24 protein-coding genes are annotated in these 23,878 nt (G+C 62.8%); 9 read left to right on the top strand and 15 right to left on the bottom strand.

Annotated features, from left to right (window positions below):
- Positions 1 to 68: 68 nt before the first annotated feature.
- The 11 genes from dhaK to GJR98_RS10330 all read right to left on the bottom strand — a co-directional run bounded on the left by dhaK (position 69) and on the right by GJR98_RS10330 (position 11,307).
- Complete coding sequence (gene dhaK, locus GJR98_RS10380) at positions 69 to 1,067, bottom strand: dihydroxyacetone kinase subunit DhaK (RefSeq protein ID WP_151138092.1); 999 nt, start codon at positions 1,065 to 1,067, stop codon at positions 69 to 71.
- A 108-nt stretch (positions 1,068 to 1,175) separates the two neighbouring features.
- The gene (ileS, locus tag GJR98_RS10375; protein WP_151138090.1) at positions 1,176 to 4,307 is read right to left on the bottom strand and encodes an isoleucine--tRNA ligase; all 3,132 of its coding nucleotides are present in this window, start codon (positions 4,305 to 4,307) and stop codon (positions 1,176 to 1,178) included.
- Between the two features lie 389 nt (positions 4,308 to 4,696).
- The gene (locus tag GJR98_RS10370; protein ID WP_151138087.1) at positions 4,697 to 5,287 is read right to left on the bottom strand and encodes a hypothetical protein; all 591 of its coding nucleotides are present in this window, start codon (positions 5,285 to 5,287) and stop codon (positions 4,697 to 4,699) included.
- A gap of 30 nt (positions 5,288 to 5,317) precedes the next feature.
- On the bottom strand, positions 5,318 to 5,623 hold the full coding sequence (locus GJR98_RS10365) for a hypothetical protein (protein ID WP_151138085.1): 306 nt from the start codon (positions 5,621 to 5,623) through the stop codon (positions 5,318 to 5,320).
- A gap of 46 nt (positions 5,624 to 5,669) precedes the next feature.
- Positions 5,670 to 5,948 (bottom strand): ArsR/SmtB family transcription factor, encoded by a 279-nt coding sequence (locus GJR98_RS10360; RefSeq protein WP_151138082.1) that lies wholly within the window; start codon positions 5,946 to 5,948, stop codon positions 5,670 to 5,672.
- A gap of 89 nt (positions 5,949 to 6,037) precedes the next feature.
- Positions 6,038 to 7,477: a DUF4397 domain-containing protein gene (locus tag GJR98_RS10355; RefSeq protein ID WP_151138080.1), complete on the bottom strand. Its 1,440-nt coding sequence runs from the start codon at positions 7,475 to 7,477 to the stop codon at positions 6,038 to 6,040.
- Between the two features lie 232 nt (positions 7,478 to 7,709).
- A complete protein-coding gene (locus GJR98_RS10350) occupies positions 7,710 to 8,165 on the bottom strand; it encodes a hypothetical protein (RefSeq protein WP_151138077.1) in 456 nt (151 codons plus the stop codon).
- 49 nt (positions 8,166 to 8,214) lie between these two features.
- Positions 8,215 to 8,700 (bottom strand): acyl-CoA thioesterase, encoded by a 486-nt coding sequence (locus tag GJR98_RS10345; protein WP_151138074.1) that lies wholly within the window; start codon positions 8,698 to 8,700, stop codon positions 8,215 to 8,217.
- Between the two features lie 56 nt (positions 8,701 to 8,756).
- Positions 8,757 to 9,200 (bottom strand): bifunctional nuclease family protein, encoded by a 444-nt coding sequence (locus tag GJR98_RS10340; protein ID WP_151138072.1) that lies wholly within the window; start codon positions 9,198 to 9,200, stop codon positions 8,757 to 8,759.
- 97 nt (positions 9,201 to 9,297) lie between these two features.
- The gene (locus GJR98_RS10335; protein WP_151138069.1) at positions 9,298 to 9,915 is read right to left on the bottom strand and encodes an ArsR/SmtB family transcription factor; all 618 of its coding nucleotides are present in this window, start codon (positions 9,913 to 9,915) and stop codon (positions 9,298 to 9,300) included.
- Positions 9,916 to 9,984: 69 nt separating this feature from the next.
- On the bottom strand, positions 9,985 to 11,307 hold the full coding sequence (locus GJR98_RS10330) for a glycerate kinase type-2 family protein (protein ID WP_151138067.1): 1,323 nt from the start codon (positions 11,305 to 11,307) through the stop codon (positions 9,985 to 9,987).
- Positions 11,308 to 11,360: 53 nt separating this feature from the next.
- On the opposite strand from GJR98_RS10330, the gene GJR98_RS10325 reads away from it, so the two are divergent.
- Both GJR98_RS10325 and GJR98_RS10320 read left to right on the top strand, forming a co-directional pair.
- Entirely contained in the window at positions 11,361 to 13,037 is a 1,677-nt protein-coding gene (locus tag GJR98_RS10325; protein ID WP_151138064.1) for a TraB/GumN family protein, read from the top strand.
- Positions 13,034 to 13,657 (top strand): metalloprotease, encoded by a 624-nt coding sequence (locus tag GJR98_RS10320; RefSeq protein WP_151138061.1) that lies wholly within the window; start codon positions 13,034 to 13,036, stop codon positions 13,655 to 13,657. The genes GJR98_RS10325 and GJR98_RS10320 overlap by 4 nt, the downstream gene beginning before the upstream one ends.
- A gap of 269 nt (positions 13,658 to 13,926) precedes the next feature.
- On the opposite strand, the gene GJR98_RS10315 is transcribed toward GJR98_RS10320, so the two are convergent.
- Positions 13,927 to 14,163 carry a hypothetical protein gene (locus tag GJR98_RS10315; protein ID WP_191965449.1) on the bottom strand — a complete coding sequence of 79 codons (237 nt, stop codon included), beginning with the start codon at positions 14,161 to 14,163 and terminating at the stop codon, positions 13,927 to 13,929.
- Between the two features lie 474 nt (positions 14,164 to 14,637).
- On the opposite strand from GJR98_RS10315, the gene purM reads away from it, so the two are divergent.
- Positions 14,638 to 15,612 (top strand): phosphoribosylformylglycinamidine cyclo-ligase, encoded by a 975-nt coding sequence (gene purM / locus GJR98_RS10310; protein ID WP_151138056.1) that lies wholly within the window; start codon positions 14,638 to 14,640, stop codon positions 15,610 to 15,612.
- Between the two features lie 42 nt (positions 15,613 to 15,654).
- A complete protein-coding gene (locus GJR98_RS10305) occupies positions 15,655 to 16,953 on the top strand; it encodes a cytochrome P450 (protein ID WP_151138053.1) in 1,299 nt (432 codons plus the stop codon).
- 54 nt (positions 16,954 to 17,007) lie between these two features.
- Here GJR98_RS10305 and GJR98_RS10300 read toward each other — a convergent pair whose 3' ends face one another.
- Entirely contained in the window at positions 17,008 to 17,547 is a 540-nt protein-coding gene (locus GJR98_RS10300) for a CBS domain-containing protein (protein WP_151138050.1), read from the bottom strand.
- 42 nt (positions 17,548 to 17,589) lie between these two features.
- Positions 17,590 to 17,949: a DUF555 domain-containing protein gene (locus tag GJR98_RS10295; protein ID WP_151138048.1), complete on the bottom strand. Its 360-nt coding sequence runs from the start codon at positions 17,947 to 17,949 to the stop codon at positions 17,590 to 17,592.
- 338 nt (positions 17,950 to 18,287) lie between these two features.
- Here GJR98_RS10295 and GJR98_RS17495 point away from each other — a divergent pair, with 338 nt between their 5' ends.
- The 3 genes from GJR98_RS17495 to GJR98_RS10285 all read left to right on the top strand — a co-directional run bounded on the left by GJR98_RS17495 (position 18,288) and on the right by GJR98_RS10285 (position 19,577).
- Entirely contained in the window at positions 18,288 to 18,461 is a 174-nt protein-coding gene (locus GJR98_RS17495; protein ID WP_191965448.1) for a hypothetical protein, read from the top strand.
- A 137-nt stretch (positions 18,462 to 18,598) separates the two neighbouring features.
- Positions 18,599 to 19,330 (top strand): archaeal proteasome endopeptidase complex subunit beta, encoded by a 732-nt coding sequence (psmB, locus tag GJR98_RS10290; RefSeq protein ID WP_151138045.1) that lies wholly within the window; start codon positions 18,599 to 18,601, stop codon positions 19,328 to 19,330.
- 94 nt (positions 19,331 to 19,424) lie between these two features.
- Positions 19,425 to 19,577 (top strand): hypothetical protein, encoded by a 153-nt coding sequence (locus tag GJR98_RS10285; protein WP_154269727.1) that lies wholly within the window; start codon positions 19,425 to 19,427, stop codon positions 19,575 to 19,577.
- Positions 19,578 to 19,612: 35 nt separating this feature from the next.
- Here the strand turns inward: GJR98_RS10285 and GJR98_RS10280 are convergent, their stop codons facing one another.
- Positions 19,613 to 21,142, bottom strand: coding sequence for a hypothetical protein (locus tag GJR98_RS10280; RefSeq protein ID WP_151138043.1), 1,530 nt, complete (start codon positions 21,140 to 21,142; stop codon positions 19,613 to 19,615).
- A gap of 118 nt (positions 21,143 to 21,260) precedes the next feature.
- Between GJR98_RS10280 and ligA the strand changes: the two genes are divergently transcribed.
- Positions 21,261 to 23,021: an ATP-dependent DNA ligase LigA gene (ligA, locus tag GJR98_RS10275; RefSeq protein ID WP_151138040.1), complete on the top strand. Its 1,761-nt coding sequence runs from the start codon at positions 21,261 to 21,263 to the stop codon at positions 23,019 to 23,021.
- Positions 23,022 to 23,104: 83 nt separating this feature from the next.
- Positions 23,105 to 23,815 (top strand): MBL fold metallo-hydrolase, encoded by a 711-nt coding sequence (locus GJR98_RS10270; RefSeq protein ID WP_151138038.1) that lies wholly within the window; start codon positions 23,105 to 23,107, stop codon positions 23,813 to 23,815.
- The last annotated feature ends 63 nt before the right edge of the window (positions 23,816 to 23,878 follow it).

Here is a 23,878-nt window from a genome sequence, read left to right as displayed (position 1 = left end):
TCGCACGCAGGTCGTTAATCCCTTGCCCCGGTGGAACGTTCTGCCGCGAAAAAACGAATCGGTCTGGATTACTCGGAGACGGTGAGTGCGGGAGTCTCTGCCGGCGCACCGAGCAGTTCTTTCAGTTCGTCGTCGACGCGAAGGACCGTGATGGAACAGCCCATCATGTCGAGCGACGTCATGTAGTCGCCGACCCACGCGTCCCACGTCTCGACACCGTGGTCGCCGAGGATGGACTGGAGTTTGCGGTTGACGACGTAGAGTTCCATCAGTGGCGTCCCGCCCATGCCGTTGACCATCGTGACGACTTCTTCACCCTCGTCGAGGTCCAAGTCGTCGAGGACGTTCTCGGTCAGGTGTTCGGTTATCTCGTCGGCGCTCATGATGTCGGCGCGTTCGGTTCCCGGTTCGCCGTGGATACCGATGCCGAGTTCGATTTCGTCTTCGCCGAGGTCGAACGTGGGCTCGCCTTTCTCGGGTGTGACACACGAGGTGAGCGCCATCCCCATCGTACGGACGTTGTCGATAACTTTCTCGGCGACTGCTTTGACCTCGCCGAGGTCTGCGCCTTGGGCCGCTTTCGCGCCGGCGCACTTGTGGACGAAGATGGTGCCTGCGACACCGCGGCGACCCGAGGTGTACAGCGAGTCTTCGACGGCCACGTCGTCGTTGACGACGACTTGCTCGACGTCGATGCCTTCCATCCCCGCCATCTCCGCGGCGGTGTCGAAGTTCATCACGTCGCCTTCGTAGTTCTTGACGACACAGAGGACGCCCGCGCCCGAGTCTGTCGCCTGAATCATCTCGTTCAGCTGGTCGGCGGTCGGGGATGTGAACACCTCACCTGCGGCGGCACCGTCGAGCATCCCTTCACCGAGATAGCCAGCGTGTGTGGGTTCGTGTCCGGACCCGCCACCAGAGACGATTGCGACTTTTCCGTCGACCGGCGCGTCACCGCGTACGAGGACGTTCGTGCCGTCGAGTCGGCGCAGTTCGGGGTGCGCTGCGACCATTCCATCGAGCATCTCGTCTACGACCGCTCCGGGTTCGTTGATGAGTTTCTTCATACGTCATCATACCACACGTGTGATTCGACCAAAAGTGTTAGTCAAGCTGAAGGCTGTGCGCGTGGGAACGAGCAAAAATTTGACGGTGAAACCGATGCGACTGGCCGTTCAGTCGAGTCGGGTGACTGCGATGGTCACAGACACGTCTTCGACGTCCCAGTCTTCGACGGTGTCGCCTTCGGCGCTCCCGAGTTCGAACTCGCGGGCGCGGACCTCTTCGGCGATGAGGTCGACGTTCTCTTCGACGAATCCAGCGACGCGGTCGTCTTCGACGACGACGCCCACGTCGATTTCTTCTTCGACGTCGAGGTCGAGCTGCTTGCGCATCTCCTGGATACGGCGGATGACGTCGCGGGAGTAGCCCTCGGATTCGATGTCGTCCGAGAGGGTGGTGTCGACGTAGACAGAGCCACCCTCGAACTCGGCGCTGGCGACGTTCTCCGGCGGCTCTTTGACGTAGGATACCATCTCGTCGGTGAGTTCGTACGTCTCACCGTCGACGTCGACGCCTGCTTCGACTTCGGCGCGGGTGAGGCCTTCGACGGCGTTCATAATCTTCTGCGCGTCGGCACCGAACTCCGGCCCGATGACGCTCATCTGGGGTTCGGCCGTCTCGACGAGTTCGTCGAACACCTCGACGACCTGCACCGAGCGGGTGTTCACACGCTCGGAGAGCAGGTCCGAGAGCGCGTCGACTGCCTCGGCAACCTCTTCGTCGTCGGATTCGACGACGATGCGCGAGACGGGCCAGCGGAGTTTGCGGCCACCCAGTTGTCGGGCGTGGGCCGCGGCCTCTTCGACGTCACGGAGGACCGCCATGTTGGTTTCGAGGTCCTCGTTGCGGAGGTCCTCGTCCACGGTCGGGTACGAGAGCATGTGGACCGTCGTCTCGCTGCCGTCGAGACGCTGGTACATGCGCTCGGCCATGTACGGCGTGTAGGGTGCGATGAGGCGGATGGACTCGGCCAGCACCGTCGAGAGCGTGGCGTACGCGCCGAGTTTGGAGTCGGACTCCTCTTCGTCCCACATGCGTTCGCGGATTGCCTTCACGTAGAAGCGCGAGACGTCTTGCGTGATGAAGTCCAGAAGCGTGTTCAGTGCAGTGTGGACTTCGTAGTCGTCCCACGCCTCGTGCATCTCTGCCTTGACAGTCTGGAGACGCGAGAGCACCCACTCGTCGACGACGGTGAGTTCACCCTCCGAGAGGTCGGCCTCGGCGGGGTCGTAGCCGTCGAGTTCCATGTACGGCAGTGGGAAGCGGAAGACGTTCCAGAAGATGTTGAGCGTCGACTGCGTGTCCACGAGGCCGTCCCACTCGAACGAGAGGTCGACACCCTGCTGGTCGTGCGAGAGCAGGTATGCACGAAGTGGGTCGCGGCCGGCGCGCTCGATGGCCTCTTCCGGCGTGACGATGTTGCCGACGGACTTCGACATCTTGCGGCCGTCCTTGTCGTTGGCGAACCCGTGCATGATGACCTCCTTGTACGGAGATTCACCGGTTGCGGCGGTTCCCATACCGAGTTGCGACCAGAACCAGCCACGGGTCTGGTCGTGCGCCTCGATGATGAGGTCGGCGGGCCACAGTTCGTCGTAGGCCTCGGTCTCGCCGGGGAAGTCGAGCGTGCCCCACGTGGCGACAGAGGAGTCGATCCAAACGTCGAACACGTCGGGGACGCGCTCGTAGGTTACGCCGTCTTCGGTGATGGTGAGGGGGTCCACAGAGGGACGGTGCAGGTCCACCGTCTCGGCGTCGATATCTTGGTCGACGCGTTCTGCGAGTTCATCGCGCGTGCCGATGACAATCATCTCTTTTGCGCCGTCGGCGTCGGGGTCCTGTGGGACCCAGATGGGAAGCGGGATACCCCAGTAGCGCTGGCGAGAGATGTTCCAGTCGGGCGCGTCGCTCACGAAGTCGCGGAAGCGGTTGTCGCGGGCCCACTGCGGGTGCCACTCGGACTCCTCGATGTTGTCCAGCAGTTGGTCTTTGATGTCCGTGACCGTGATGAACCACTGGTCAGTGGCGAGGAAGATGATGTCCGTGTCACACCGCCAACAGTGACCGTAGCGGTGGTCGTGCTCGCCGGCGTGGAGCAGGTAGCCGCGCTCGTCGAGGTCCTCGATGACCTGTGGGTTGGCGTCGCGGACGAAGGTACCTTCGTACTCGCCGCCTTGCTCAGTGAACTCGCCTTTGTCGTCGACGGGGACGAACACGTCGAGGCCGAGTTCCTGCCCGCGGGCGAAGTCCTCTTGACCGTGACCGGGCGCGGAGTGGACGAGCCCCGTGCGGTCTGCTTCGACGTAGTCGGCGGTGTAGACCTCTCCGGCACCCTCGAAGTCGGCGTACTCACCGAGAACGTCTGCGAGCGGGTGGTCGTACTCCCAGCCGACCATCTCGTCGCCGGTGAGTTCGTCGAGGACCTCGTAGTCCTCGTAGCGACCTTTCTTGAGGACGCCTTCGACGCAGGGTTCGGCGACGTAGAGCACTTCGCTCTCGCCGTCTTTCTCGGCGCGGACGGCCTGATAGGTCATCTCCTCGGAGACGGCGACGAACGTGTTCGCCGGGATGGTCCACGGCGTCGTCGTCCAGATGACGAGGTTGCCCTCGCGTCCCTTCAGGGGGAACTTGACGTAGATGGACGGCGACGTGATTTCGTCGTACTCGACTTCGTTCGCGGCGATAGCAGTCTGACAGCGCGGACAGTAGTTGACGCTGCGCTTGCCCTGTTCGACGAGGCCGTTGTCGGCGACGTTCGAGAACGCCCACCACGCGGCCTCCATGTACTCGGGAGACAGCGTCTCGTAGGGGTTGTCCCAGTCCATCCACGTGCCGATAGACTGGAAGTCCTCGTCCATGGCCTCGCGGTTGCGGACGGCGAACTCCTTGCACTTCTGGATGAACGCCTCCATGCCGAACTCCTCGATGTCGCGCTTCGTGGTGAAGCCGAGTTCCTCTTCGACTTTGACCTCGATCGGGAGACCGTGCATGTCGTAGCCGGGACGGTCGGTGACCTGGTGTCCCGTCATGCGCTTGTGCCGGATGACGGCGTCCTTCAGCGTCTTGTTCCACGCCGTGCCGAGGTGCATCTGTCCGGACGTGTACGGCGGGCCGTCGACGAAGAAGAACGACGGGTCGTCGGCGTGTGCCTCCTTCGTCGCCTCGTACGCGTCGTTCTCGTCCCAGTACTCGCCGACGACGGACTCGACGTCCGCCGGCGTGTACTGGTCTGCGATGTCTTCCATACCCCGTCCTTCTCGTGGATATATATCAAAACGGCGGGTCTCGTCCGCGTCCTCGGGGCGTTCGGTCGTGTCACTCTCTGACATAGGGAGGCATCCGTTGTGCAGGCGGGTTGGTCTGCGGTCGATACGTCGGTTGGGTGTGGTGCGTGTGTCGCATGTGGTGCGCGTGTCGTGCCATACGATGTACTGCGGGCGCTCAGAGACGATTCAGGCGGAAGGTAGGTGAAAGATGAAGTGCGAGGCTAGCGCCCCGCAATAATCGAGGACTGGGCGACGAGCGAGTGTGGCGACTGACGGACCGCAGGGCAGTGGGTCGCAGTCAGCACGACTCGTCGCATCGTACAGGAGAGCAGTGTCGCATCGGCAATAACGCTTACTCCGGGAGTCGTCTACTCTGACGGGGCTGAACACCGGTTTGTCCACTCACGGATGCGGTACTGACCGAACTGTTCCCCGGTGTCTTGGTCGCGGATGAAGAGTGTCGCCCGTGTCGGCGCACCGCCGTTCTCTGCGTCGAGTTTCGCGATTGCGGTACAGACGAGTTCGTCTGCATCGTCGTCGCCGGAGAAGTATGTCTCTGAGCGTCGAATCGGAATCTCGGCACTGTTCCATCCAGTCCACCGAATCGGTCCCGATGGGCTGTAGAAGACGGCTTGCTCACGCGGCATCCGAACTTCCAGGAGAAGCACGAACGAGTCACCCTCGGCCCACAGGAGGTCGTTCGACAACTCGCCTTGCATGGCCTGTTCGGTCAGTACGTCTCGTTGGTCGTCCGGCGGGTCGGGAAACAGCCACCCACGGACGGGAGAGTCGTCGGGAAACGACCCGCAGACGTACTGCTTCGATGCGGCGTGGAGGTCGGCGAATCCGTGGTCCTGATAGATGTGTCCGCTCACGCTCTGTCGGGCGTCGGTGAGACAGCCAGTCGTTGCGGCGAGTGAAACCGAAGCAGCGCTCGTAAGGAGGGCACGACGACGCATAAAGCGAGGTTCAGACTGGTACCCGAAAAATCAATCCCACGTCACCCACAGCAGGACGCCGAGGGCGACCGCCTGGAGGACGTGGATACCCATCAACACCTGCCACGCGATGTCGGGCATTTCGGTGGCGAACCAGACCGACAGCGTCGGGTCGACGAGGTAGTAGTAGAGGGCAAAGAGGCTCTGGGCGAGCAAGAAGAACCCGAAGACGACCAATCCGAGTGCGTGTTTCGAGCGGAACGTGAGCAGGTTTCGCCCCCAGATACCGAGGAGGACGACGAGGAAGACAGCGCTCACTGCGACGGAAAGCCGAGCGATATCCACCCAGATGCTCATAGCAACCGCTCGTGACGGTGCATCGTGAAACTGTCTGTCGAGGGGTTCATTCGTTCACTTGTGCGATGATTTGTTCGATCGTATCCCAGTGCTGTCGGGTCTGGCCCGAGGGGATGTACACAGAGCCGTACCCATTTCCGCTGTGTTCGAGGAGGCCGTTCTGGACGAGTACGTCGAGATGGTGCCGAACCGTCTTGTAGTCGAGGTGCAACTCCTCCGCGAGCCGGTTCGCGTTCCGGGGGCGTTCCGAGAGTTCGCGGAGGATTCTGATTCGGTTTGCACCACCGCGCGTGCCAGTGAGCACGTACCAGAGGACACCCTCCATCTCACCGTATTACGTCAGAGACCGACCTAAGTACATCGGACAGTTGAGAGGTTCACACGGCGAGACGAGGGGAGAGAGTGCCGTAGGGCCTAGTTGTCGGCCACGACCTGAAGGTCGAAGGCGACGTCGTCCGAAGCGTCTTCGGGGGGTGCCAGGTAGCCCTGAGCGATGGCGGTGTACGCGCGACCACCTTCGGGGGCGACGTCGAACTCAGCGACGACGTCACCGTCGTTCGACTCGGTGTCGCCACGGATTTCGAGTGTGTACTCGCCTGCGGCGACTTCGACGGTCGCCGTGTCACCGAACGCGGCACCGTCGACGAGCGTGAGGTCGGCCGATTTGACCGTCACGTCGACAGCGGGCGCGTCGGGCGAGGCGTGGAACACACGGATACGGGCCATGTCGTCGGCGGGGGCCGACCGGTCGTCTTCGAGAATGACGACTTCGAAGGGGTTCGCTGCTCCCTCTGCGAGTTCACCGATGGCGGCGACGGTGTACGCGCCAGACATGAGGTCGAGTTCTTCGTCGAAGACCACGGTTTCGGGGTCTCCAGTCGCCTGAATCGTCACCTGGTACATTCCAGCGGCGAGCGAGAGGTAGTCGCTCACTGCACCGAACGGCACGTCCGTGAGGACTGCTGTTCCGTCGACGAGCACGTCCACGTTGGGCGCGTCAGGCGAGAGGTGTGCTGCGCGGACGAAGACATCTAAGAGGCCGCCGCCGCCCTCTCCGGCGTCGATGGTGACGATTGGGCGGAACGACTTGTCGACCATCTCTTCGCCATCTTCGGCGTCCTCGTCCATCTCGGGCGGAGAGAGGTAGCCAGCTGCGAAGATGGTGTAGACTGTCCCGCTGGCGAGTTGGACGTCGAACTCGGCGACGGCGTCACCGTCGTTCGACTCGGTGTCTCCCCGTACTTCGATGGTGTACGTGTCAGCAGGGACCTCTGCGGTTCCGGACTGGGTGAACTCGACACCGTCGAAGAGGGTCTGGCCACCCGTTGTGATGTCCACTGCGGGGGCGTCGGGCGAGGCGTGGACGACACGAACCCGAGCCATCTCGTCACTCGGGATGGACACGTCGTCTTCCAGGATGAGTGGCTGGAACGTTCCTTCACCGAGTTCGCCGACGGCGGCGACCGTGTAGGTCGCTTCTTCGACCTCGACGTCACCCTCGAAGGCGACAGTCGATTCGTCACCGGCGGCCGTGACTTTCACGGAGCGGGTTCCGGTGGGTACAGAGAGGTAGTCACTCACTGCACCGAACGGAACGTCCGAGAGGGCGACCGACCCATCGACGTATACGTCGACATTGGGGGCGTCAGGCGAGAGGTGGGCAACGCGGACCATGGCCATTCCCGATTCCGGCGTCGGCGTCGACGTCGTCTCGTTCGTGTCCATCGCGGTCGTCGTTTCGTTTCCAGTGCTGTCTCCACCACCAGAGTTTCCACCTGTGCATCCTGCCAGTCCACCGATGATAACGACACCTCCGACTCCTCGGAGCATGTCGCGGCGCTTAATGTTCGTCATTGCGACGAGAGAGGGGTTCGAAACTGAGGATATGAGGGTTTTCCCAAATCTCACCCTGATGCCGCCAGTTGTCCCCCGATTTCTGCCCCGCTGTGGCCCCTGAGACAGCGTTCGTTGCAGCTCCACCACGATGGAAATATCTCTCGCGCACCGGTCAGCGGCGGCCGGTACATCCGCAGAGCTAGCGGAGTCTCTGCCGTCGCAAACCAGTGTCCCGAAGGTCCTCCGGCGCTCAGTCGAAGTCCGGGAGGTCGTCCGGCGCTTCGTACGACGACTCCCAGTCGATGTAGTCGTCTTTGAGCACGTCGCACACTTCCTGACCGAGTTCGGTGAGCCCAGCGTTTATCGACGACACTTGGCCCCACGAGGTCAGTTTCGGGTGTAACTGTCGCTCCTTCCAGTCTTCAGGGATTCCCGGCGCGTGGTAGCCGACACGGTCGGCGAAGTCGTCCCAGAAGAAGTCGAAGTACGTGAGCAAGTCGAGTTCGAGGACGACCTGCCACTGGTCTTCGGTCACGGGCGTCTCTGCGGCCCACGTCTCGAACGCATCCGCCCACGCGCCCTCGTGCAGGAACGCTTCGAGTTCAGTTCGTTTGAAGTCGGCGTCGACCGCCACCTGCGCGTCCTCGTACTGGTTAGGGTCGACTTTCGGGAGAGACGGCGGGTCGGGAACAGACACGTCGAGCATGAAAGAGGGTGCGTCGTCTTCCCGGATAAGGGTTCGGCGATTCGAGAGCTTACTGCTCCATCCGTTCGATGACGGACTCCAACTGGTCGGCGCGGGCGGCGACTGCCTCTGCACGGAGTTGTTCTTCCTCGTCAGTCTCGCAGACGAGGCGCGGAACCGGCGTCGGCGTTCCGTCCTCGTCGAGCGCGACGAACGTCAGGAACGACGTGGTCGTCTTGCGTCGCTCGTCGGTCTTCGGATTCTCCGCGTGAACGTCGACTTTCACGTCGATGCTCGTGCGACCGACGTTGAACACGTACGCGTCCATGGTTGCGACTTCCCCGAGGTCGATTGGACCGATGAAGTCGACGTGGTCCATCGAGGCGGTGACGCACTGGCGGTTGCAAAACCGCATCGCTGCAATCGCACCGCAGATGTCCATCCAGTGGAGTACGACGCCACCGAGGGCGCGTCCGAGGTTGTTGGTGTCGTTCGGGAGAAGGAGTTCGGTCATCTCGGTTTGCGACTCTGCGAGGGTGGCAGTCCGTTCGCTCATGCGAGAATCGTCGTACCGAGGGTGCTTGAAATCGTAGGACGGAGAGACCGGCGGCGTCACTCGTCGAAGTCGGCGTCGAAGGCCTCCGGAGGTTGCCCTGCGGCGTCGAGGACACGGTCAGAGATGAGAATCGGGCAGTCGACGCGAATCGCGAGCGAGATCGCGTCGCTCGGGCGTGCGTCGAAGACGAACGTCTGGGCTTCACCGTGCTGGTAGCGCTCGGCGTCGACTTTGGCGTAGAACGTCCCGTTCGAGATGTCGTCGATACGGATGCTGTCGATGGCTCCCCCGAACTCCGTCACCATCTCGACGAGTAAATCGTGCGTCAACGGTCGCTCGAACTGCTCGCCAGTGAGACCGAGTTGGATTGCTTGGGCCTGGTCCGAGGTGATGACAATCGGGAGGAACTCGTCGCGGGCCTCGAGGATAACCGCAGGGACGTTCGACCCGTCCTCACCGACACCGACCCCGATACCACGGACCACGGCACGGTGTTTCATGGTACTCAGTAGTTGCGGGGAGTACGAATAGTTACCCCACTAACTGGTCGAGGCACGGTACGAGACGGAAAAGGTGTAAAGAGGAAGTAGACCGCCGTCAGCGGCGAGAGAACTGGATGATTGCGATGGCGAGCAGGATGACGAGGCCACCTGCGAAGAACGCGACACCCGGCGGGATTCCTTGCGAGATTGCGGGCGCCGCTTCGACGGCCGCGGTAGTCACTGCTTCGGCGTCAGCGCTGGCTGATTCTGCAACCGTTGAGACTCCACCGAGGCCGCGTGTCGCGAACCACTGGACCAGTGCCGCGAGGAGACCCAAGACGGCGACACCGCCGAGGAGACTACTCAGGATGCTCGCGACACCCGAACGAGTCTCTTCGGTGGCCGCGACGACGACGAGTGGTCGGTCGGCGGGGGCGTACACTTTCATCTCTCGTCCCTTCTCGGAGTAGACGGTGTCGACCACTTCGACGAGGCCGGCGTCGTCGAGTTTTCGGAGGTGGTACTGGACGTTCTGGAGGGACGTCTCGACACGCTCTGCGAGTTCCGCGGCGTTCGTCGGTTGCTCGTGGAGCGCAGCGAGGATGTGACGGGCGGTCGTAGACGAGAGCGCCGAGAGGAGGTCAGATGCCTCGTCGTCGCCGAGGCCGATGACCCGAGGCGATGCCTCGTCTGCAGAGGAGGTGTCCGGAGCGGAGGGCAGCAAACCTGCCATACGATGTGATACTACACCGGAGGATACAAACTTGTTGTCCCGCCAGTCACGGAATTCGTCTGGTCCCAGTTACTCACTCGAACCGACGACCAGCACCCGCAGGTCGTTGACGTTGGTTCCGGTTGGCCCCGTCTCGATGAGCGCGTTCGCGTCTTCGAGCACCGGCAGGGCGTCGTTCGCTGCCAGCGCAGTGTGTACCTCTCGGGTGGCAACCGAAGATGCGTCGACGATAGCACCTGCCACGTCTGTCCCGCCGTCGAGACCATCGCTGTCGATGCTGGCGAGGACCACGTCGTCTGGGAGTTCGGGCGCGGCCGCGAGGCAGAATTCGAGGTTGGGACCGCCCGAACCGTCGCCCCTAACGGTGACAGTGCACTCTCCACCCGAGAGAATCACGGCGGGCGTATCCAGCGGATTCCCGGTAGCGAGAGCCTCTTCGGCGACGGCGACGTGCGTCTTCGCCGCCTCGCGTGCTTCCCCGCGGACGCGAGAGGAGAGAATGAGTGGTTGGTATCCGCGGTCGCTGGCGACACGCCGGGCCGCGTCGAGTGCGGTGAACGTGTCGGCGAGGATGTGATTATCGACGGTGTCGAACGCGGAATCGCCGGGCTTCGGCGTCTCCGGGAAGTCGCCAGCAGACCCGCGCGCGAGACGTGTCCTGACCGACTTCGGGACGTCGAGGTCGAATCTGTCCAGGACGTCGAGCGCGTCGTCGTAGGTCGTCTCGTCGGGGGCCGTTGGTCCTGACGCGATGACGCCGAGGTCGTTTCCGACGACGTCGGAGAGCACGAGGCCAACGACCGTCGCTGGCGACGCGAGTCGTGCGAGGCCGCCGCCCTTGAGTGTCGAGAGGTGTTTGCGAACCGCGTTGAGGTCGTGAATCTCGGCACCGCTTTCGAGCAACTGGTCCGTGGTCGTTCGGAGGTCCGAAAGCGAGATTCCGTCTGCCGGGGCGGGGAGAACCGCGCTCGCACCACCGGTGACGGCGACGAGGACGAGGGTCCGCTCGTCGAGGTCAGAGACGAGGTCGACGAGGCGGCGAGTACTCTCGACGCCGCGCGCCGAAGGAACGGGATGGTCTCCGGGGAGGCGCTCGATTCTGTCACCGTCGCCCGGGTTCGGGGTCACGACCGCTCCAGCATCGATTCGGTCACCGAGAACCGTTTCGAGGGCGTCTGCGACGCCGTCGCCCGCTTTTCCACCGCCGACGACGAGGATTCGGTCGTACGCCGAGAGGTCGTACGTCGAATCTGCGATAGAGAGCGCATCGCCGTCGAGAGAGACTGAGTCGCGGACGACACGTTCGGGGAGGACGGCCTCGACGCCGGTTCGGAGACACTCGAGTGCTGTCTCGTGTGCGGACGTCGGGGTCCGCGCATCGAAATCCTGCATAGTTCGTGGGAGATGCCGACACGGATAAAAACCGTGGGCCGGTAAACCCGGCGATGAACGATTCGTCGCCCGGCGAGGGTCACGTCCGAGTAGTTGGGACGGCCCACGTCTCGGCCGACAGCGTCCGAGAGGTCGAAGAGACCGTCAAATCGGAACGCCCAGACGTTGTTGCGGTCGAACTCGACGAGGGTCGGTACCGACAGTTGAAGGGTGGAACGCCCGACGACATCGAAGCGCGCGACCTCCTCCGCGGGAACACCGTCTTCCAGTTTATCGCCTACTGGATGCTCTCGTACGTCCAGTCGCGGATGGGAGAAAAGTTCGACGTAAAGCCCGGTGCAGACATGCTCGCAGCCGTCGAGACCGCAGAAGAAGAGGGTCTCGACGTCGCGCTCGTGGACCGTGATATCCAGACGACCATCCAGCGCTTCTGGCGGCGGATGGGAACGCTCGAAAAGATGCGCATGGCCGGTGACCTCGCGTTCGGCGTCGCCGACGCGCGCGGTGTCGGTGCGATTGCCGGTATCGCCGTCGGGGTCCTTCTCGGCCCGCTCGTCGGCCTCTACGGCGACGCAGTCGGAATCACCGACCTCTTCCTGACTCGCGTGGCCACCGGGGCAGTCGTCGGCGCGGTGGCGTCGTACCTCCTGTACACGATTGCGTCCTTCTCGCTCAGCGGCGACGACGCCCTGCTCGCCGGCCTCGGTGGCGGCGCAGCAGTCGGACTTATCGGTGGCTTCGGACTTGGCTACGGAACGGGTCTCGTCACGTCGATTCTCGGCGGACTCGGGACGACCATCGTCGGAAGTCTCGTCGTCGGTGTGCTCGCTGGCGTCGCAGTCGGCGTCGCCGTGGGGACGGTACTGAACGCACTCGGACTGTTCACACCAGCAGCGGGAACCGATGTCGAAGAGTTCGACATGGCTGACCTCACCGACGGCGACGTGGTGTCGGCGATGATGGAAGAGTTCCGCCGGTTCAGTCCGGGGGGAGCAGAAGCCCTCATCGACGAACGAGACGCCTACATCGCCCACCAACTCGTCGCGCTCCGAGAGTCGGGTCGCAGCGTCGTCGCAGTCGTCGGCGCGGGACACAAAGCCGGCATCGAGGGCTACCTCGACAACCCGCAGACACTCCCCCCGATGGAGTCACTCGTCGGCGTCGCAGAGAAGAATGGCTTCCCGTGGGGCAAAGTCGTCGGATTCGGCATCACCGCCGTGTTCGTCGCCTTCTTCGTCCTCCTCGCGATGGCAGGCGTCGGCAACGAGCGGCTCTTGACCATCTTCGCCGCGTGGTTCCTCATCAACGGCGTCTTCGCCGCGGGACTGGCCAAACTCGCCGGCGCTCGCTGGACCTCTGCACTCGTCGGCGGTGCTGTCGCGTGGATGACCTCCATCAACCCGCTTCTCGCACCCGGCTGGTTCACGGGCTACGTCGAACTTCGCCACACGCCCGTCAACGTCGGCGATATCGGGAAGTTGAACAAGATTCTCTCCGACGAGGAGACGCCGATTGCGGACCTCATCGGACAGTTGTTCGACGTGCCGCTGTTCAAACTCATCATGGTCGTGGCGATGACGAACATCGGGAGTATCATCGCGAGTTTCCTCTTCGTCACCTACGTCCTCCCGGTCATCGCGGCTGACCTCGGCGGCGTCACCGGCGTCACGAACCTGATGCTCGATGGGGCAGCGAACAGCGCCGACCTCATCTGGAGGACCCTCACGTGAACATCAGCTTCTCCTCGCGCGAACTTCGTGACCTCGTGGTCGCGTGGCTCGCACTCGGCGTCGCGTTCGCCATCTTCTTCGCCGGCGGCGGCCAGCGAGCCATCTCGATGCTCTTTGGTGGGTCGTTTGGCCTCGCGCTCGTCGTGAGCCTGCTCACCGCAGGTGTGGGTTTCCTCCTCCACGAAGTCGCACACAAGGTCGTCGCCGTTCGATTCGGACAACTCGCCGAGTTCCGCGCCGACTACGGGATGCTCGGTATCGCCATCATGAGCGCGCTTGTGGGGTTCATCTTCGCCGCACCTGGTGCCGTATACCACCGCGGGATGCTCACGGAGCGTGAACACGGACTTATCGCACTCGCTGGGCCGGCGACGAACCTACTGCTCCTCTTTGCCTTTGCGCCGCTCTTCGTCGCAGGCGTCGTCCTCGGGTCTGGCGTGCTCGAACTCGTCGGCGCGCGCGGCCTCGTCATCAACGCGTTCCTCGCGGCGTTCAACATGCTCCCGTTCGCGTCGCTCGACGGCCGGACGGTCAAAGCGTGGAGCACGCCTGTCTTCGCGGTCGTACTCGTTGTCTCGATCCTCCTCACAGTGGGGCTCTTGCTCTTCGTCGGGTTCTGAACCCCCGCTCGCCGAGCCCGCTTTTTTTGTTCAGCTAGTACATGCAGACGAGGTCAGGCGACGAGTCGATAGACCAGCAGAGAGCAATGGAGAACCACAGAGAACAGATGTCGTTGCAGTCGTTGAGGGGGACGATGTCGTTGCAGTTTCGGTTGTGGTGGTGAACGGGACCAATCGACGCCCGGAGGGGACGGGCGTATTGAGGGGCACCGAGACGAGTCCGGTCGAGGGGAGTGGTCGACGTGTGGTGGGTGTGACGAGTGTCTCGGTTAGTTCTGTCCGTGACCGCGTCCGAGGACCAGGGCAGCCGCGTGTAGGGCCAGTAAGCCGACGAACAGGGGCACGTCAGCGGAGGAGAGACCATTCGCGAGCAGTGGGAGGTACGCGATTGGGAGGGCGACTGCCGACCAGAAGGCGACAGTTTCGAGCGGTTCGAACGCGAGTCGGCCCACAGTGGAGGCGAAGTCGAGGGCGATCGAGTCGGTGGTGGAGGGTATTCCGGACATCGTCATTCATCCATACGGCTGGAACCATCATATAAGGGGCCGAGCGTTAGGGTAAATTCGGATGGTTTTCACACTCTTTAGCCACCGAAAAAACGCGGTTAGGACCGTTTTGAAACGTTTTATAACTTCGTGAGAGACGCCGAGAAAGTTCATAAACGCCTCTCGTTCTTTTTCTCTGAATTGGGAGAGACAGGCACATCAGACAGGACAAACCGACCGGTGACAGGTTCGAATTACAGGAATGTCCGGCGGAACCAACTGGTCGACGTTCGGGACAGGCTGGGGCGGGGACGAGCGGGGCAAGTTGGGTGGCGACGTGCGGGGCGAGTTTGTCGGCGACGAGCGAGACATCTGGAACTCACACCCGGTGAGACGACTGCCGCCCTCACGAACGACAGACTCAGCAAATGTATGCGAATTCGTGCATCACTCGTACCCTGTGATTTTATATTTCGGCCTATCTCGTACACGAACATGACGAAAGACGACTCCGAGGGGATGACGTACGCCGAGGCTGGTGTCGATATCGAGGCGAGTGAGGCCGCCACCGCGGCGCTCGTCGCACAGGTCGGCGGCGGGTCGGGCGACTACGCCGGTCTGCTCGATATCGGCGACCGCTATCTCGGACTCGCGACCGACGGCGTCGGGACGAAACTCCTCGTCGCCGAAGCACTCAGCGATTACTCGACAGTCGGCATCGACTGCATCGCGATGAACGCCAACGACCTCGTCGCCGCAGGCGTTCGCCCCGTCGCGTTCGTGGACTACCTCGCAGTCGACGCGCCGGACGAAACGTTCGCGGAACAAGTTGGACAGGGCCTCGCAGCGGGTGCCGAAGAAGCAGACATCGAACTCGTCGGCGGCGAGACGGCCGTCATGCCCGAGGTCATCAACGGACTCGACCTCGCCGGGACCTGCGCTGGACTCGCCAAGAAAGACGCAATCTTCCCGGGCGAGGCCGAACCGGGCGACGTGCTCGTCGGGTTCCCGTCGTCGGGCATCCACTCGAACGGGCTCACCCTCGCGCGCAAAGCCGCCACGTCCGATGGCGACTACGACGACGACTGGGAGGGCGACGACTACGAGACGGTCGGTGAGGCCCTCCTCGAACCCACGCGAATCTACACGTATCTCCTCGACGACCTGCGCGCCGCAGAGACGCGCGCCGCGGCCCACGTCACTGGCGGTGGCTGGACCAACCTCGAACGGATGGGTGACTTCCACTACGTCGTCGAAGACGCGTTCGACCCACAGCCGGTGTTCGAGTTCATCCAGGAGAAAGGCGGCGTCTCCGACGAAGAGATGCACAAGACGTTCAACATGGGAACTGGGTTCGTCGCTGCGGTGCCCGAAGCCAACGCCGAAGCACTCGTCGAGGCGACAGACGGTCGCATCATCGGCCACGTCGAACCGGGCGAAGGTGTCTCGATTCGCGGCCTCGACCTGTAGCGAGACGAACCATTCTTCAGTGCGGTTTTTCATAGAAGAGCTATGACACGACGACCGCCGACACCCGACGGATTGCCGTTTCTCGGACACACCGTCGAGTTTGCGGCCGACCCGTTTGGGTTCATCGACGACCTCTTGGCTGACCACGGCGTCGACGGCGCCGTCGGTCTCGACATTCTGGGTATGGACGAGATATACGTTCTCGCACATCCGGACCACTTCGAACGAACACTGGTGACCAACCGAGACGCCGTCTCGAAGGGAGACGAGTTCGACGCAGCGTTCGGTGACGGTATCTTCGCAACAGAAGGCGACAAATGGCGCCGCCAACGGGACAAATTAGACCCATTCTTCCGCTGGGACCGTGTGTCTGCCTACGTTCCGCAGATGCGCGAACAAGTCGAACGCCGACTCACAGAGTGGCCCGACGAGGGAACACTTTCGGCCGAATCCGAGATGAAGAATCTCACGCTGGACATTATCTTCGTGACAATCCTCGGGCGTGAACTCGAACTGGATGGTGACGACCGATTACGCCACGCCGCAGACAGCCTCAACGAACGGTTCACGCCGTCGTCGTGGGTGCTTCCCGACTGGATTCCGACACCGAGCCGCCGCCGCTTCGACAAGGCGAAGGATATTCTCCGCGAGGAGATACAGAGCCTCGTTGAGACGGCGGACAAAGGGAGTCTCGCAGCACAACTTGCCACTGCACTCGGGAGTGACTATCCGGAAACTATCGAGTCGATGGAGGACCAACTCATTGGGATAATCTTCGCCGGTCACGAGTCAACAGCGCTTGCGCTCACGTTCACGTTCTACGCACTGGCGACGAACCCGGACATTCACGACCGCGCGACCCGCGAAGTCGACCGCGTCGTCGGAGACGGTCCAGTGACAGCAGGTGCGCTAGACGACCTCGCCGTCCTCGAACGGATTATCAAAGAATCACTTCGGCTGTACCCACCCATACACACGATTCCTCGTGAGACGACGCGTTCATTCTCGGTCGGTGAATGTACTATTCCTGCAGGGACCGACGTGCAACTCTCTGTCCTCCGTCTCCACCGCGACGAACGCTGGTACGACGACCCACTCGAGTTCCGTCCCGAGCGATGGACCGAAGCCAGTGACCGACCGAAGTACGCGTATCTGCCCTTCGGTGCCGGTCCACGGAGTTGTCTCGGCCGGGCGTTCGCCCTCACCGAGGCAAAACTCGTCCTCGCGACGGTCCTCCGCGAGTTCGAACTCGAGTGGGGGACAGACGAACCGCTCGGAATCACACCCGAGATGACGACCCAACCGGACGGAGCGACTCCCCTCGTCGTCCGTCGTCGATAGCGCACCGGCAGCGCGTCTGCCGTCAGTAGCACCCCAGTAGCGCGTCTGCCGACGTTAGATATGCGCGGCGATGTCTGCTTCAGTGATGATTCCGACCGTCTCGCCACCCTCGACGACGAGAATCGCAGAGTTGTGGTCGAGGTAGACACCGACTTCGTCGAGCGTCGTCTCAGGTTCGACCGTCGTGATGCTCTCGGACATGACCTCGTTGACCGGGCGCTCTGCGACGTTGTCTTCTTGGACGTGGCGAATGTCCGCGTTGGAGATGATGCCGAGCGGACGGCCGTTTTCGATGACCGGCAGCTGCGAGAATCCGGCGTCGAGCATCATGTCGCGTGCTTCGAGGACGGAGTTGTCGGGCGCGACGCTCCGAACCTTCGTGTTCATGATGTCTTCTGCGCGGACGATGCGACCCTCCGCTTCGTCGAGTGCTTCGACGATTCGACGGAGCGTCGAAAGCCGTGGGTCGACGTCACCGCCCTCGATACGGGCGATGAGGGGTTGCGAGACACCCGCCATATCGGCGAGTTTACTCTGGGTCAACTCCAGTGACTTGCGGCGTTCCCGTAGGTCCTGCGGCGTGGGGAGTTCCATGCCGAGGGATAACCCACGGTTATGAAAAAAGGTTCTGGTCGCTCAGGCGTCTTCGTCGGACTCGAACTCCATGATGTCGATGACGTCGAGGGGAACGTCACGGAGTGCGCCACCGACTTCGCTCTTCGCGATTCGCGAGGCGTGTTTCTCGCCGTCCGCGTTGAAGATCTTGATCTCGAGGAGGAGACCGACGAGTGCGGTGTTTGCCGCGATGAACGCGGAGTCGAACGGTTCGCCACAGGCCGGACACGGCGTCGCACCGACTTCGACTTCGACGTACTCTTTGTCTTTTTCGTTGAGGCGCTTTCCGGCCTCGCTGACGGCGACACCAATGGCGTCGTCGATGTCTTCGACGTCCCGAACTAACCAGGCCGCCTCCATCGCGACGAGATAGTTGCTCATACATTCGTTACGCGCCCGTGGGGTTTCGTGTCTTGTGGTTCGCGCGGACGGGTGAGAGAGAGTTCCACCCGTGTGAAATTCTCACGTAGAAGTCACCTGCCGACGAAACTCTCAAAATCCGACGCGAGCGCGCACCTACTGCGCATGCAACCGATATTATCTCCATAAGTTATGAGAATGCACCAGACTGGCCACGCACTACCCACCTGGAATAGTCGCTCGTGTTGGAGAATGTACAAGTGTACTTGAATCGCAAGACAGCGGCGAGGTGGCTTTTCGCCGAGGTGAGAAGCTTTATAATCAGGGGTCGCCCGAGCCCCAACTGAGGACACACGGTAATGATCCACCGCTTGACGAAATACGTCCTATTCGCCGCCTATCAGCTGTCAGTCGCGACCGGAATCGCGCTGCTGCCGATTGCACTCGCTGCCCGCCGAATGGGCGTGACCCTCCCAATTCGTCGTCTCGTCGAGACGACTGGTAACGCATACGAACGCGCTGCGGCCCGCTAACCCGGGTCACACGCCACATTTTGACAATCTCGTCCTCCGAAGAGCGACGCGGCCGATGACAGGCGTCAGACAGCGCAACACCGGCAACGGCGAGGTGAAGGGTTGCATTTATCAGCGCCGAAGTGCAATCGCAGACAATGCGTACCCCGACTCACGACGAGTTCTCCGGCCGTCTCGATTCGCTCAACGGCGACCACTCGAACGTGTTCGGCCCCGAACTCGGCGAGTTCCCACACGCCGAGCGTCGAGCCGAATCACTCGGTGACAAAGAGACGAAGACTGGAACGACGACCGTCGGCATCAAAACGGACGAGGGCGTCGTCCTCGCGACCGACATGCGCGCGAGCATGGGCTACATGGTCTCGTCGAAGGACGTCCAGAAGGTCGAAGAGATTCACCCGACGGGTGCACTGACCATCGCTGGGTCCGTCTCGGCCGCCCAGTCGCTCATTAGTTCGCTCCGCGCGGAAGTCCGCCTCTACGAGGCCCGTCGCGGCGAAGACATGAGCATGAAGGCGCTGTCGACGCTCGTCGGCAACTTCCTGCGCTCCGGTGGCTTCTACATCGTCCAGCCCATCCTCGGCGGCGTCGACGAAGAAGGCGGCCACATCTACAGCATCGACCCCGCAGGGTCCGTCCTCGAAGAAGAGTACACCGTCACTGGCTCCGGCAGTCAGTACGCCCTCGGTGTCCTCGAACGAGAGTACAAAGACGACCTGACCGTCGACGAAGCGAAGCAGGTTGCGACGAACGCCATCCGCGCGGCAGTCGAGCGTGACCTCGCGTCGGGTAACGGCATCAACCTCGCCGTCGTCACCGAAGACGGCGTCGACATCCAGCGCCACCAGAACTTCGAAGGCCTCGAATAAGGCACCTCTCGCTTTCTCTCCGCTTTCGACGACGTTCGTACCCGCAGGACTCGCTCAGTGTCCAGTTTATCTCCACCGACCACGAACCCCGCTCGTGCTCGGATTGAGATTCTTCGCCTGTGTCCGGTGTGACACCGTCTACGCACTCCCCGAGGCCCAGAGAGAGTGCGACACCTGCGACGGCGGGAGACTCGAAGAAATCACGCACACGATGGACGACGACGCGTACTTCGTACCCACCACGTAACCGAACCGGTGGGCGGAGTTCGTCTCTCCGCCGTCTCAGAACCAGTCCGCGAAGGCACCCTCGAGGAGCGTATCTGACTGTTTTTCGACATACTCACGCTGCATCTCGCGGAGCGCGGCCTCGAAGTCGGCACCACTGTCGAGGTGTTCGCGCACCCGTTCGCGTTTCCAGTCGGCGGGAGTGACGCCCGTCTCGACGCGCTTCCGCAGGGGTTCGAGGTAGTAGTTCGCCTCTTCTTCCGTACACCCGGCCAGTCGAAGGCCGTCGCGCGCGTGTACGAGCAGGTCTTCGTAAAGTTCCGCGCCTGCAACCTCGTTGCCATCGATGTCTATCCACTGGAGGTCGCCGTGCGGGCCCTCGCGCATCGCCGTGTAGAAGTTCTCGTTCGCCACGTCCCAGTCGAGGTCGATGACGGGGTGGTCCTGCCGTGGGAGACGCTCCATCAGGCCCGCGAACGCGGCTTGGAAGGCGACGGAGTCGCGGACGGTCGGTTGGCCAGCGATTGGTCGGAACTCGATGCGCGCGTTCGCCGACGACCGAGTTGCGCCGTCGAACACCGGACGGACCCACCGCCAGTAGGTCCCGTGTTTCCGGCGGAGCGTGGCGAACTCGTCGTCGAAGCGGTCCCCACGCGCGACGGACATGGGGACCATCGTCGAGTCGGCGACGACACGGTCGACGGCGTCTTCGACGGTATCGAGGTCTCCCGGGAACGTGACCTTCTCGTGGTCGCCGGAGTTGAGGACCGACTCGAAGACGGCGATACGGTGTTCGTCCCATCCGTCGGCGAGAATCTCCTCGGCTGTCGCATCGTCGTCGTAGAGGTCGGCCGGGAAGAACGGCGAGTTGACCCCGAGCGCGAGGAGCGGTCCGGCGACGCGGAGCGCGTAGTTGAAGAAGTGCGGGAGGTCGGCCGCGTGGGGGACCTGATAGTGCGGTTGGATGGACGTGATGAGTGCCTCGGGCATCACCGTATCCGATTCGAGCGAGACGTGCGGCGCCTCTAAGGAGAACGAATCGGGAGCAGTCGGTCCGTTGGCCATCGCGTGGTAGCGGTCCGAGTTGCTCATGTTCGTCGCGAGGCGGACACCGCCGTCGGTGACAGAATCCGTGAGGTACTCGCGAGCGGTCTCACCCGCGGGTGGGATACTCCACATCCCGTCGGAGACGAGGCGCATTCCCTCGGCGGCGGCGCAATCGAGGGCGGCGTCGAGTCGAGCGCGAACCTCGGACTCCTGCGCGCGAAGCCCGTGCGGATTGAGCGGTTGCGGACTCGTCGTCATCTCGGCGTTGTGTAGACCCAGTTCCTTCTCGAAGCCCATGAGGCCGAGTAGTCGGCGTGGCACCCGCATCAGTGCGTGCACGTCATCTTCACTTGCGGACCATCGGCCGTCAGAGACGGCGTAGAACTCGTACTCCAGTCCGACGATGGACTGATGGTTGTCGAAGGTGCCCTCGCGCAGTTCGCGCTTGAGCACTTCGCCGTCGGCTTTCGCCTGCGCTTCGAATTCGGCCGCGTCGACCGCGAGCACGTCTTCGACGCGCTCTGCGAGGTCGTCGCTCATACCGGGCGTTCGTACGTCGAGACCCTTGAACGTCCCGGCACCGACTGCGTTCGACAGCGAATCACATCACCGACGACTGTCGAGGTGCTTTTGCCCCGGGAGGGGATAGTCACGGTCGATGCAGTTCGCCGAGTTCGCAACCCGCGCCGCCGAAATCGAGACAGAGAGCGCGGACCTCGCCGTCGTCTCGCTCCTCTCCGACCTGTTTCGCGACTCGGGTGACGACCTCTCGACGGTCGCCCGATTCGTGCAAGGACGCGTCTTCCCGGCGTGGGACTCGACGACGCTCGATATCGGCCCCCGCCTCTGCCACGAGGCGATTGCCCGCGCTGCGGGACCGAACGTCTCTGCGGACGACGTCGAAGACCGACTCGCGGACCTCGGCGAGATTGGTGCCGTCGCCGCGAGTTACGATTTCGGTGGCCAACGCGGCCTCGCTGCGTTCGGAGGCGGTGGGCAGGACACTCTCACTGTCGCCGAGCTCGATTCCGAGCTTCGTGCGCTCGCCGCTGCCTCGGGGTCTGGGAGTGAAGATACGAAGCTCAAGACACTCTACGGCCTGTTCAACCGAACCGAACCGGACGAAGCGCGCTTCCTCGCACGACTCGTCCTCTCGGAGATGCGAATCGGCGTCGGTGAAGGGAGCGTCCGCGACGCGATCGCCGAAGCGTTCCTCGTCGCGCCCGAAGACGCGGTCGCAATCCGCGACGACGACACTGATTCAGAGACGGAGGCGGCCGCCCGTGAACGACGCGACGGCGCCATCGCGAGCGTCGCGCGGGCCCTGCAAGTCTCGAACGACTACGGCATGGTCGCAGAGATTACGCGCAACGAGGGCGAAGCAGGCCTCGACGAGGTACGCCTCGAAGTCGGTCGACCGGTTCAGGCGATGCTCGCGCAGGCCGGCACGGCGGCAGATGCACTCGAAGAGTGGGACGCTGTTGCCGTCGAGACCAAGTTCGACGGCGCTCGCGTGCAGGTCCATCACGACGAATCCGGCAACGTGTCGTTGTTCTCGCGGAACATGGAGGACGTGACGGACCCGCTCCCCGAAGTCGTCGAGTTCGTCGAAGAGACCGTCGACGACCCGGTCATCCTCGATGGCGAGGTCGTCGCGATGGACGACGACGGCGAACCACTTCCGTTTCAGGAGATTCTCCGCCGGTTCCGCCGCAAACACGACGTCGGGCGGATGCGCGAGGAGGTCCGCGTCGAACTCCGGGCGTTCGACTGCCTCCACGCAGCCGGCGACGACCTGTTGACCGAACCACTGACGACTCGACACGACCGACTGGCGACGGTTCTCGGACCGGAGTCGGACGCCGTCTCCGACCTGCTTCTCTCGGAGGACGCCGACGAAATCGCCGCCTACGAGACCGAGGCACTCGACACTGGCCACGAGGGAATCATGCTGAAGAATCCCGACGCTCCGTACTCGCCGGGTGACCGCGGGAAGAACTGGCTGAAACGGAAACCCGACGTGGAGACGCTGGACCTCGTCGTCACCGGCGCCGAGTGGGGCGAAGGCCGCCGAGCCAAGTTCCTCGGAACGTTCCTGCTTTCGGCCCGCGTCGACAGCGAGACGGGCGATGGTGACGGATTCGAGACCATCGGAAAGGTTGCGACAGGAATCACCGACGAGCAACTCGTCGAACTCACCGACCTCCTCGAACCCGAAATCGAACAGGAGTCCGGCAAAGATGTCGATATCCGCCCGTCGGTCGTCTTCGAAGTCGGCTACGAGGAGATTCAGCAGTCACCGACGTACTCGTCGGGGTACGCGCTCCGGTTCCCACGATTCGTCACCGTTCGGGAAGACAAGACTGCAGAGACAGCAGACACGCTCGAACGCGTCGAGCGACTAGCGGAATCGCAGTAGTCTGCGACACTCGCAGTCGATTCGGACGTCTCGCTCGTGTCGCAGTAGTCGCGTTTTTCATCCGGCAGGCCCACCTCACGCCTATGAGCATCAAACACGACGGCCTCTCCGTCTCGTGGCTTGGCTACGCCACGGTCCGAATCGAGTCCCAAGATGGCTTCGTCGTCTACTTCGACCCCGGACGCTACGGCGTCCTCGACGACTACTACGCCCGCGACGGCGACCTGATTCTCGTCACGCACGACCACCACTACGACTCGGATGCCATCGAACAGGTCGCCGACAGTGATGCGACCGTCGTGGCATTCGAGGGCGTCGACGCCGCAAACATCGACCGCGACGTGACGCCAGTCGAAGAACTTCCGTACGAGACGATTCGCGTCAGCGACGAAGACTACCTCACCGTCGGCGGCGTCGACGTGTGGACACTCCCGGCGTTCAACGACCCGGACGGCCCGCACGTCAAGGAGAACGGCGAACCACACCACCCGCGCGGACTGGGCTGTGCGTTCCACATCTCTATCGGCGACCGGACCGTCTTCTGGCCGGGCGACTCCGACGTGCTGGAGGGCTTCGAGCATCTCGAAGTCTCGCTATTCCTCGCGAACATCGGCGGGACGGTCGTGATGGACCGCCACGAGGCCGCCGACCTCGCGGAGACGCTGGACCCCGACCTCGTGTTGCCCATCCACTACGATACGATTCCACTCCTCGAAGCAGACGAAGAAGCGTTCGTCGTTGACGTGGCAAAACGTGGGATTCCGGTCGTCCTCGACGACCCCGAACAGGTCTAGCACCGCTCGGCAGCACCGTCGTTCGGTTCTCTGCGCTCGAAGGTGTAACTGGACAGAACGGTT

The organism is Haloferax marinisediminis (assembly GCF_009674585.1).
GTDB lineage: Archaea > Halobacteriota > Halobacteria > Halobacteriales > Haloferacaceae > Haloferax > Haloferax marinisediminis.
Note: the sequence above shows the minus strand (reverse complement) of the source record. Positions and strands in the feature narration are given on the sequence as shown.

What these genes read in the sequence shown, in the direction of transcription:
- dhaK (WP_151138092.1), bottom strand. Translation starts at nt 1,067, where the DNA reads ATGAAGAAACTCATCAACGAACCCGGAGCGGTCGTAGACGAGATGCTC.
- ileS (WP_151138090.1), bottom strand. Translation starts at nt 4,307, where the DNA reads ATGGAAGACATCGCAGACCAGTACACGCCGGCGGACGTCGAGTCCGTC.
- GJR98_RS10370 (WP_151138087.1), bottom strand. Translation starts at nt 5,287, where the DNA reads ATGCGTCGTCGTGCCCTCCTTACGAGCGCTGCTTCGGTTTCACTCGCC.
- GJR98_RS10365 (WP_151138085.1), bottom strand. Translation starts at nt 5,623, where the DNA reads ATGAGCATCTGGGTGGATATCGCTCGGCTTTCCGTCGCAGTGAGCGCT.
- GJR98_RS10360 (WP_151138082.1), bottom strand. Translation starts at nt 5,948, where the DNA reads ATGGAGGGTGTCCTCTGGTACGTGCTCACTGGCACGCGCGGTGGTGCA.
- GJR98_RS10355 (WP_151138080.1), bottom strand. Translation starts at nt 7,477, where the DNA reads ATGACGAACATTAAGCGCCGCGACATGCTCCGAGGAGTCGGAGGTGTC.
- GJR98_RS10350 (WP_151138077.1), bottom strand. Translation starts at nt 8,165, where the DNA reads ATGCTCGACGTGTCTGTTCCCGACCCGCCGTCTCTCCCGAAAGTCGAC.
- GJR98_RS10345 (WP_151138074.1), bottom strand. Translation starts at nt 8,700, where the DNA reads ATGAGCGAACGGACTGCCACCCTCGCAGAGTCGCAAACCGAGATGACC.
- GJR98_RS10340 (WP_151138072.1), bottom strand. Translation starts at nt 9,200, where the DNA reads ATGAAACACCGTGCCGTGGTCCGTGGTATCGGGGTCGGTGTCGGTGAG.
- GJR98_RS10335 (WP_151138069.1), bottom strand. Translation starts at nt 9,915, where the DNA reads ATGGCAGGTTTGCTGCCCTCCGCTCCGGACACCTCCTCTGCAGACGAG.
- GJR98_RS10330 (WP_151138067.1), bottom strand. Translation starts at nt 11,307, where the DNA reads ATGCAGGATTTCGATGCGCGGACCCCGACGTCCGCACACGAGACAGCA.
- GJR98_RS10325 (WP_151138064.1), top strand. Translation starts at nt 11,361, where the DNA reads ATGAACGATTCGTCGCCCGGCGAGGGTCACGTCCGAGTAGTTGGGACG.
- GJR98_RS10315 (WP_191965449.1), bottom strand. Translation starts at nt 14,163, where the DNA reads ATGTCCGGAATACCCTCCACCACCGACTCGATCGCCCTCGACTTCGCC.
- purM (WP_151138056.1), top strand. Translation starts at nt 14,638, where the DNA reads ATGACGAAAGACGACTCCGAGGGGATGACGTACGCCGAGGCTGGTGTC.
- GJR98_RS10305 (WP_151138053.1), top strand. Translation starts at nt 15,655, where the DNA reads ATGACACGACGACCGCCGACACCCGACGGATTGCCGTTTCTCGGACAC.
- GJR98_RS10300 (WP_151138050.1), bottom strand. Translation starts at nt 17,547, where the DNA reads ATGGAACTCCCCACGCCGCAGGACCTACGGGAACGCCGCAAGTCACTG.
- GJR98_RS10295 (WP_151138048.1), bottom strand. Translation starts at nt 17,949, where the DNA reads ATGAGCAACTATCTCGTCGCGATGGAGGCGGCCTGGTTAGTTCGGGAC.
- GJR98_RS17495 (WP_191965448.1), top strand. Translation starts at nt 18,288, where the DNA reads ATGATCCACCGCTTGACGAAATACGTCCTATTCGCCGCCTATCAGCTG.
- psmB (WP_151138045.1), top strand. Translation starts at nt 18,599, where the DNA reads ATGCGTACCCCGACTCACGACGAGTTCTCCGGCCGTCTCGATTCGCTC.
- GJR98_RS10280 (WP_151138043.1), bottom strand. Translation starts at nt 21,142, where the DNA reads ATGAGCGACGACCTCGCAGAGCGCGTCGAAGACGTGCTCGCGGTCGAC.
- ligA (WP_151138040.1), top strand. Translation starts at nt 21,261, where the DNA reads ATGCAGTTCGCCGAGTTCGCAACCCGCGCCGCCGAAATCGAGACAGAG.
- GJR98_RS10270 (WP_151138038.1), top strand. Translation starts at nt 23,105, where the DNA reads ATGAGCATCAAACACGACGGCCTCTCCGTCTCGTGGCTTGGCTACGCC.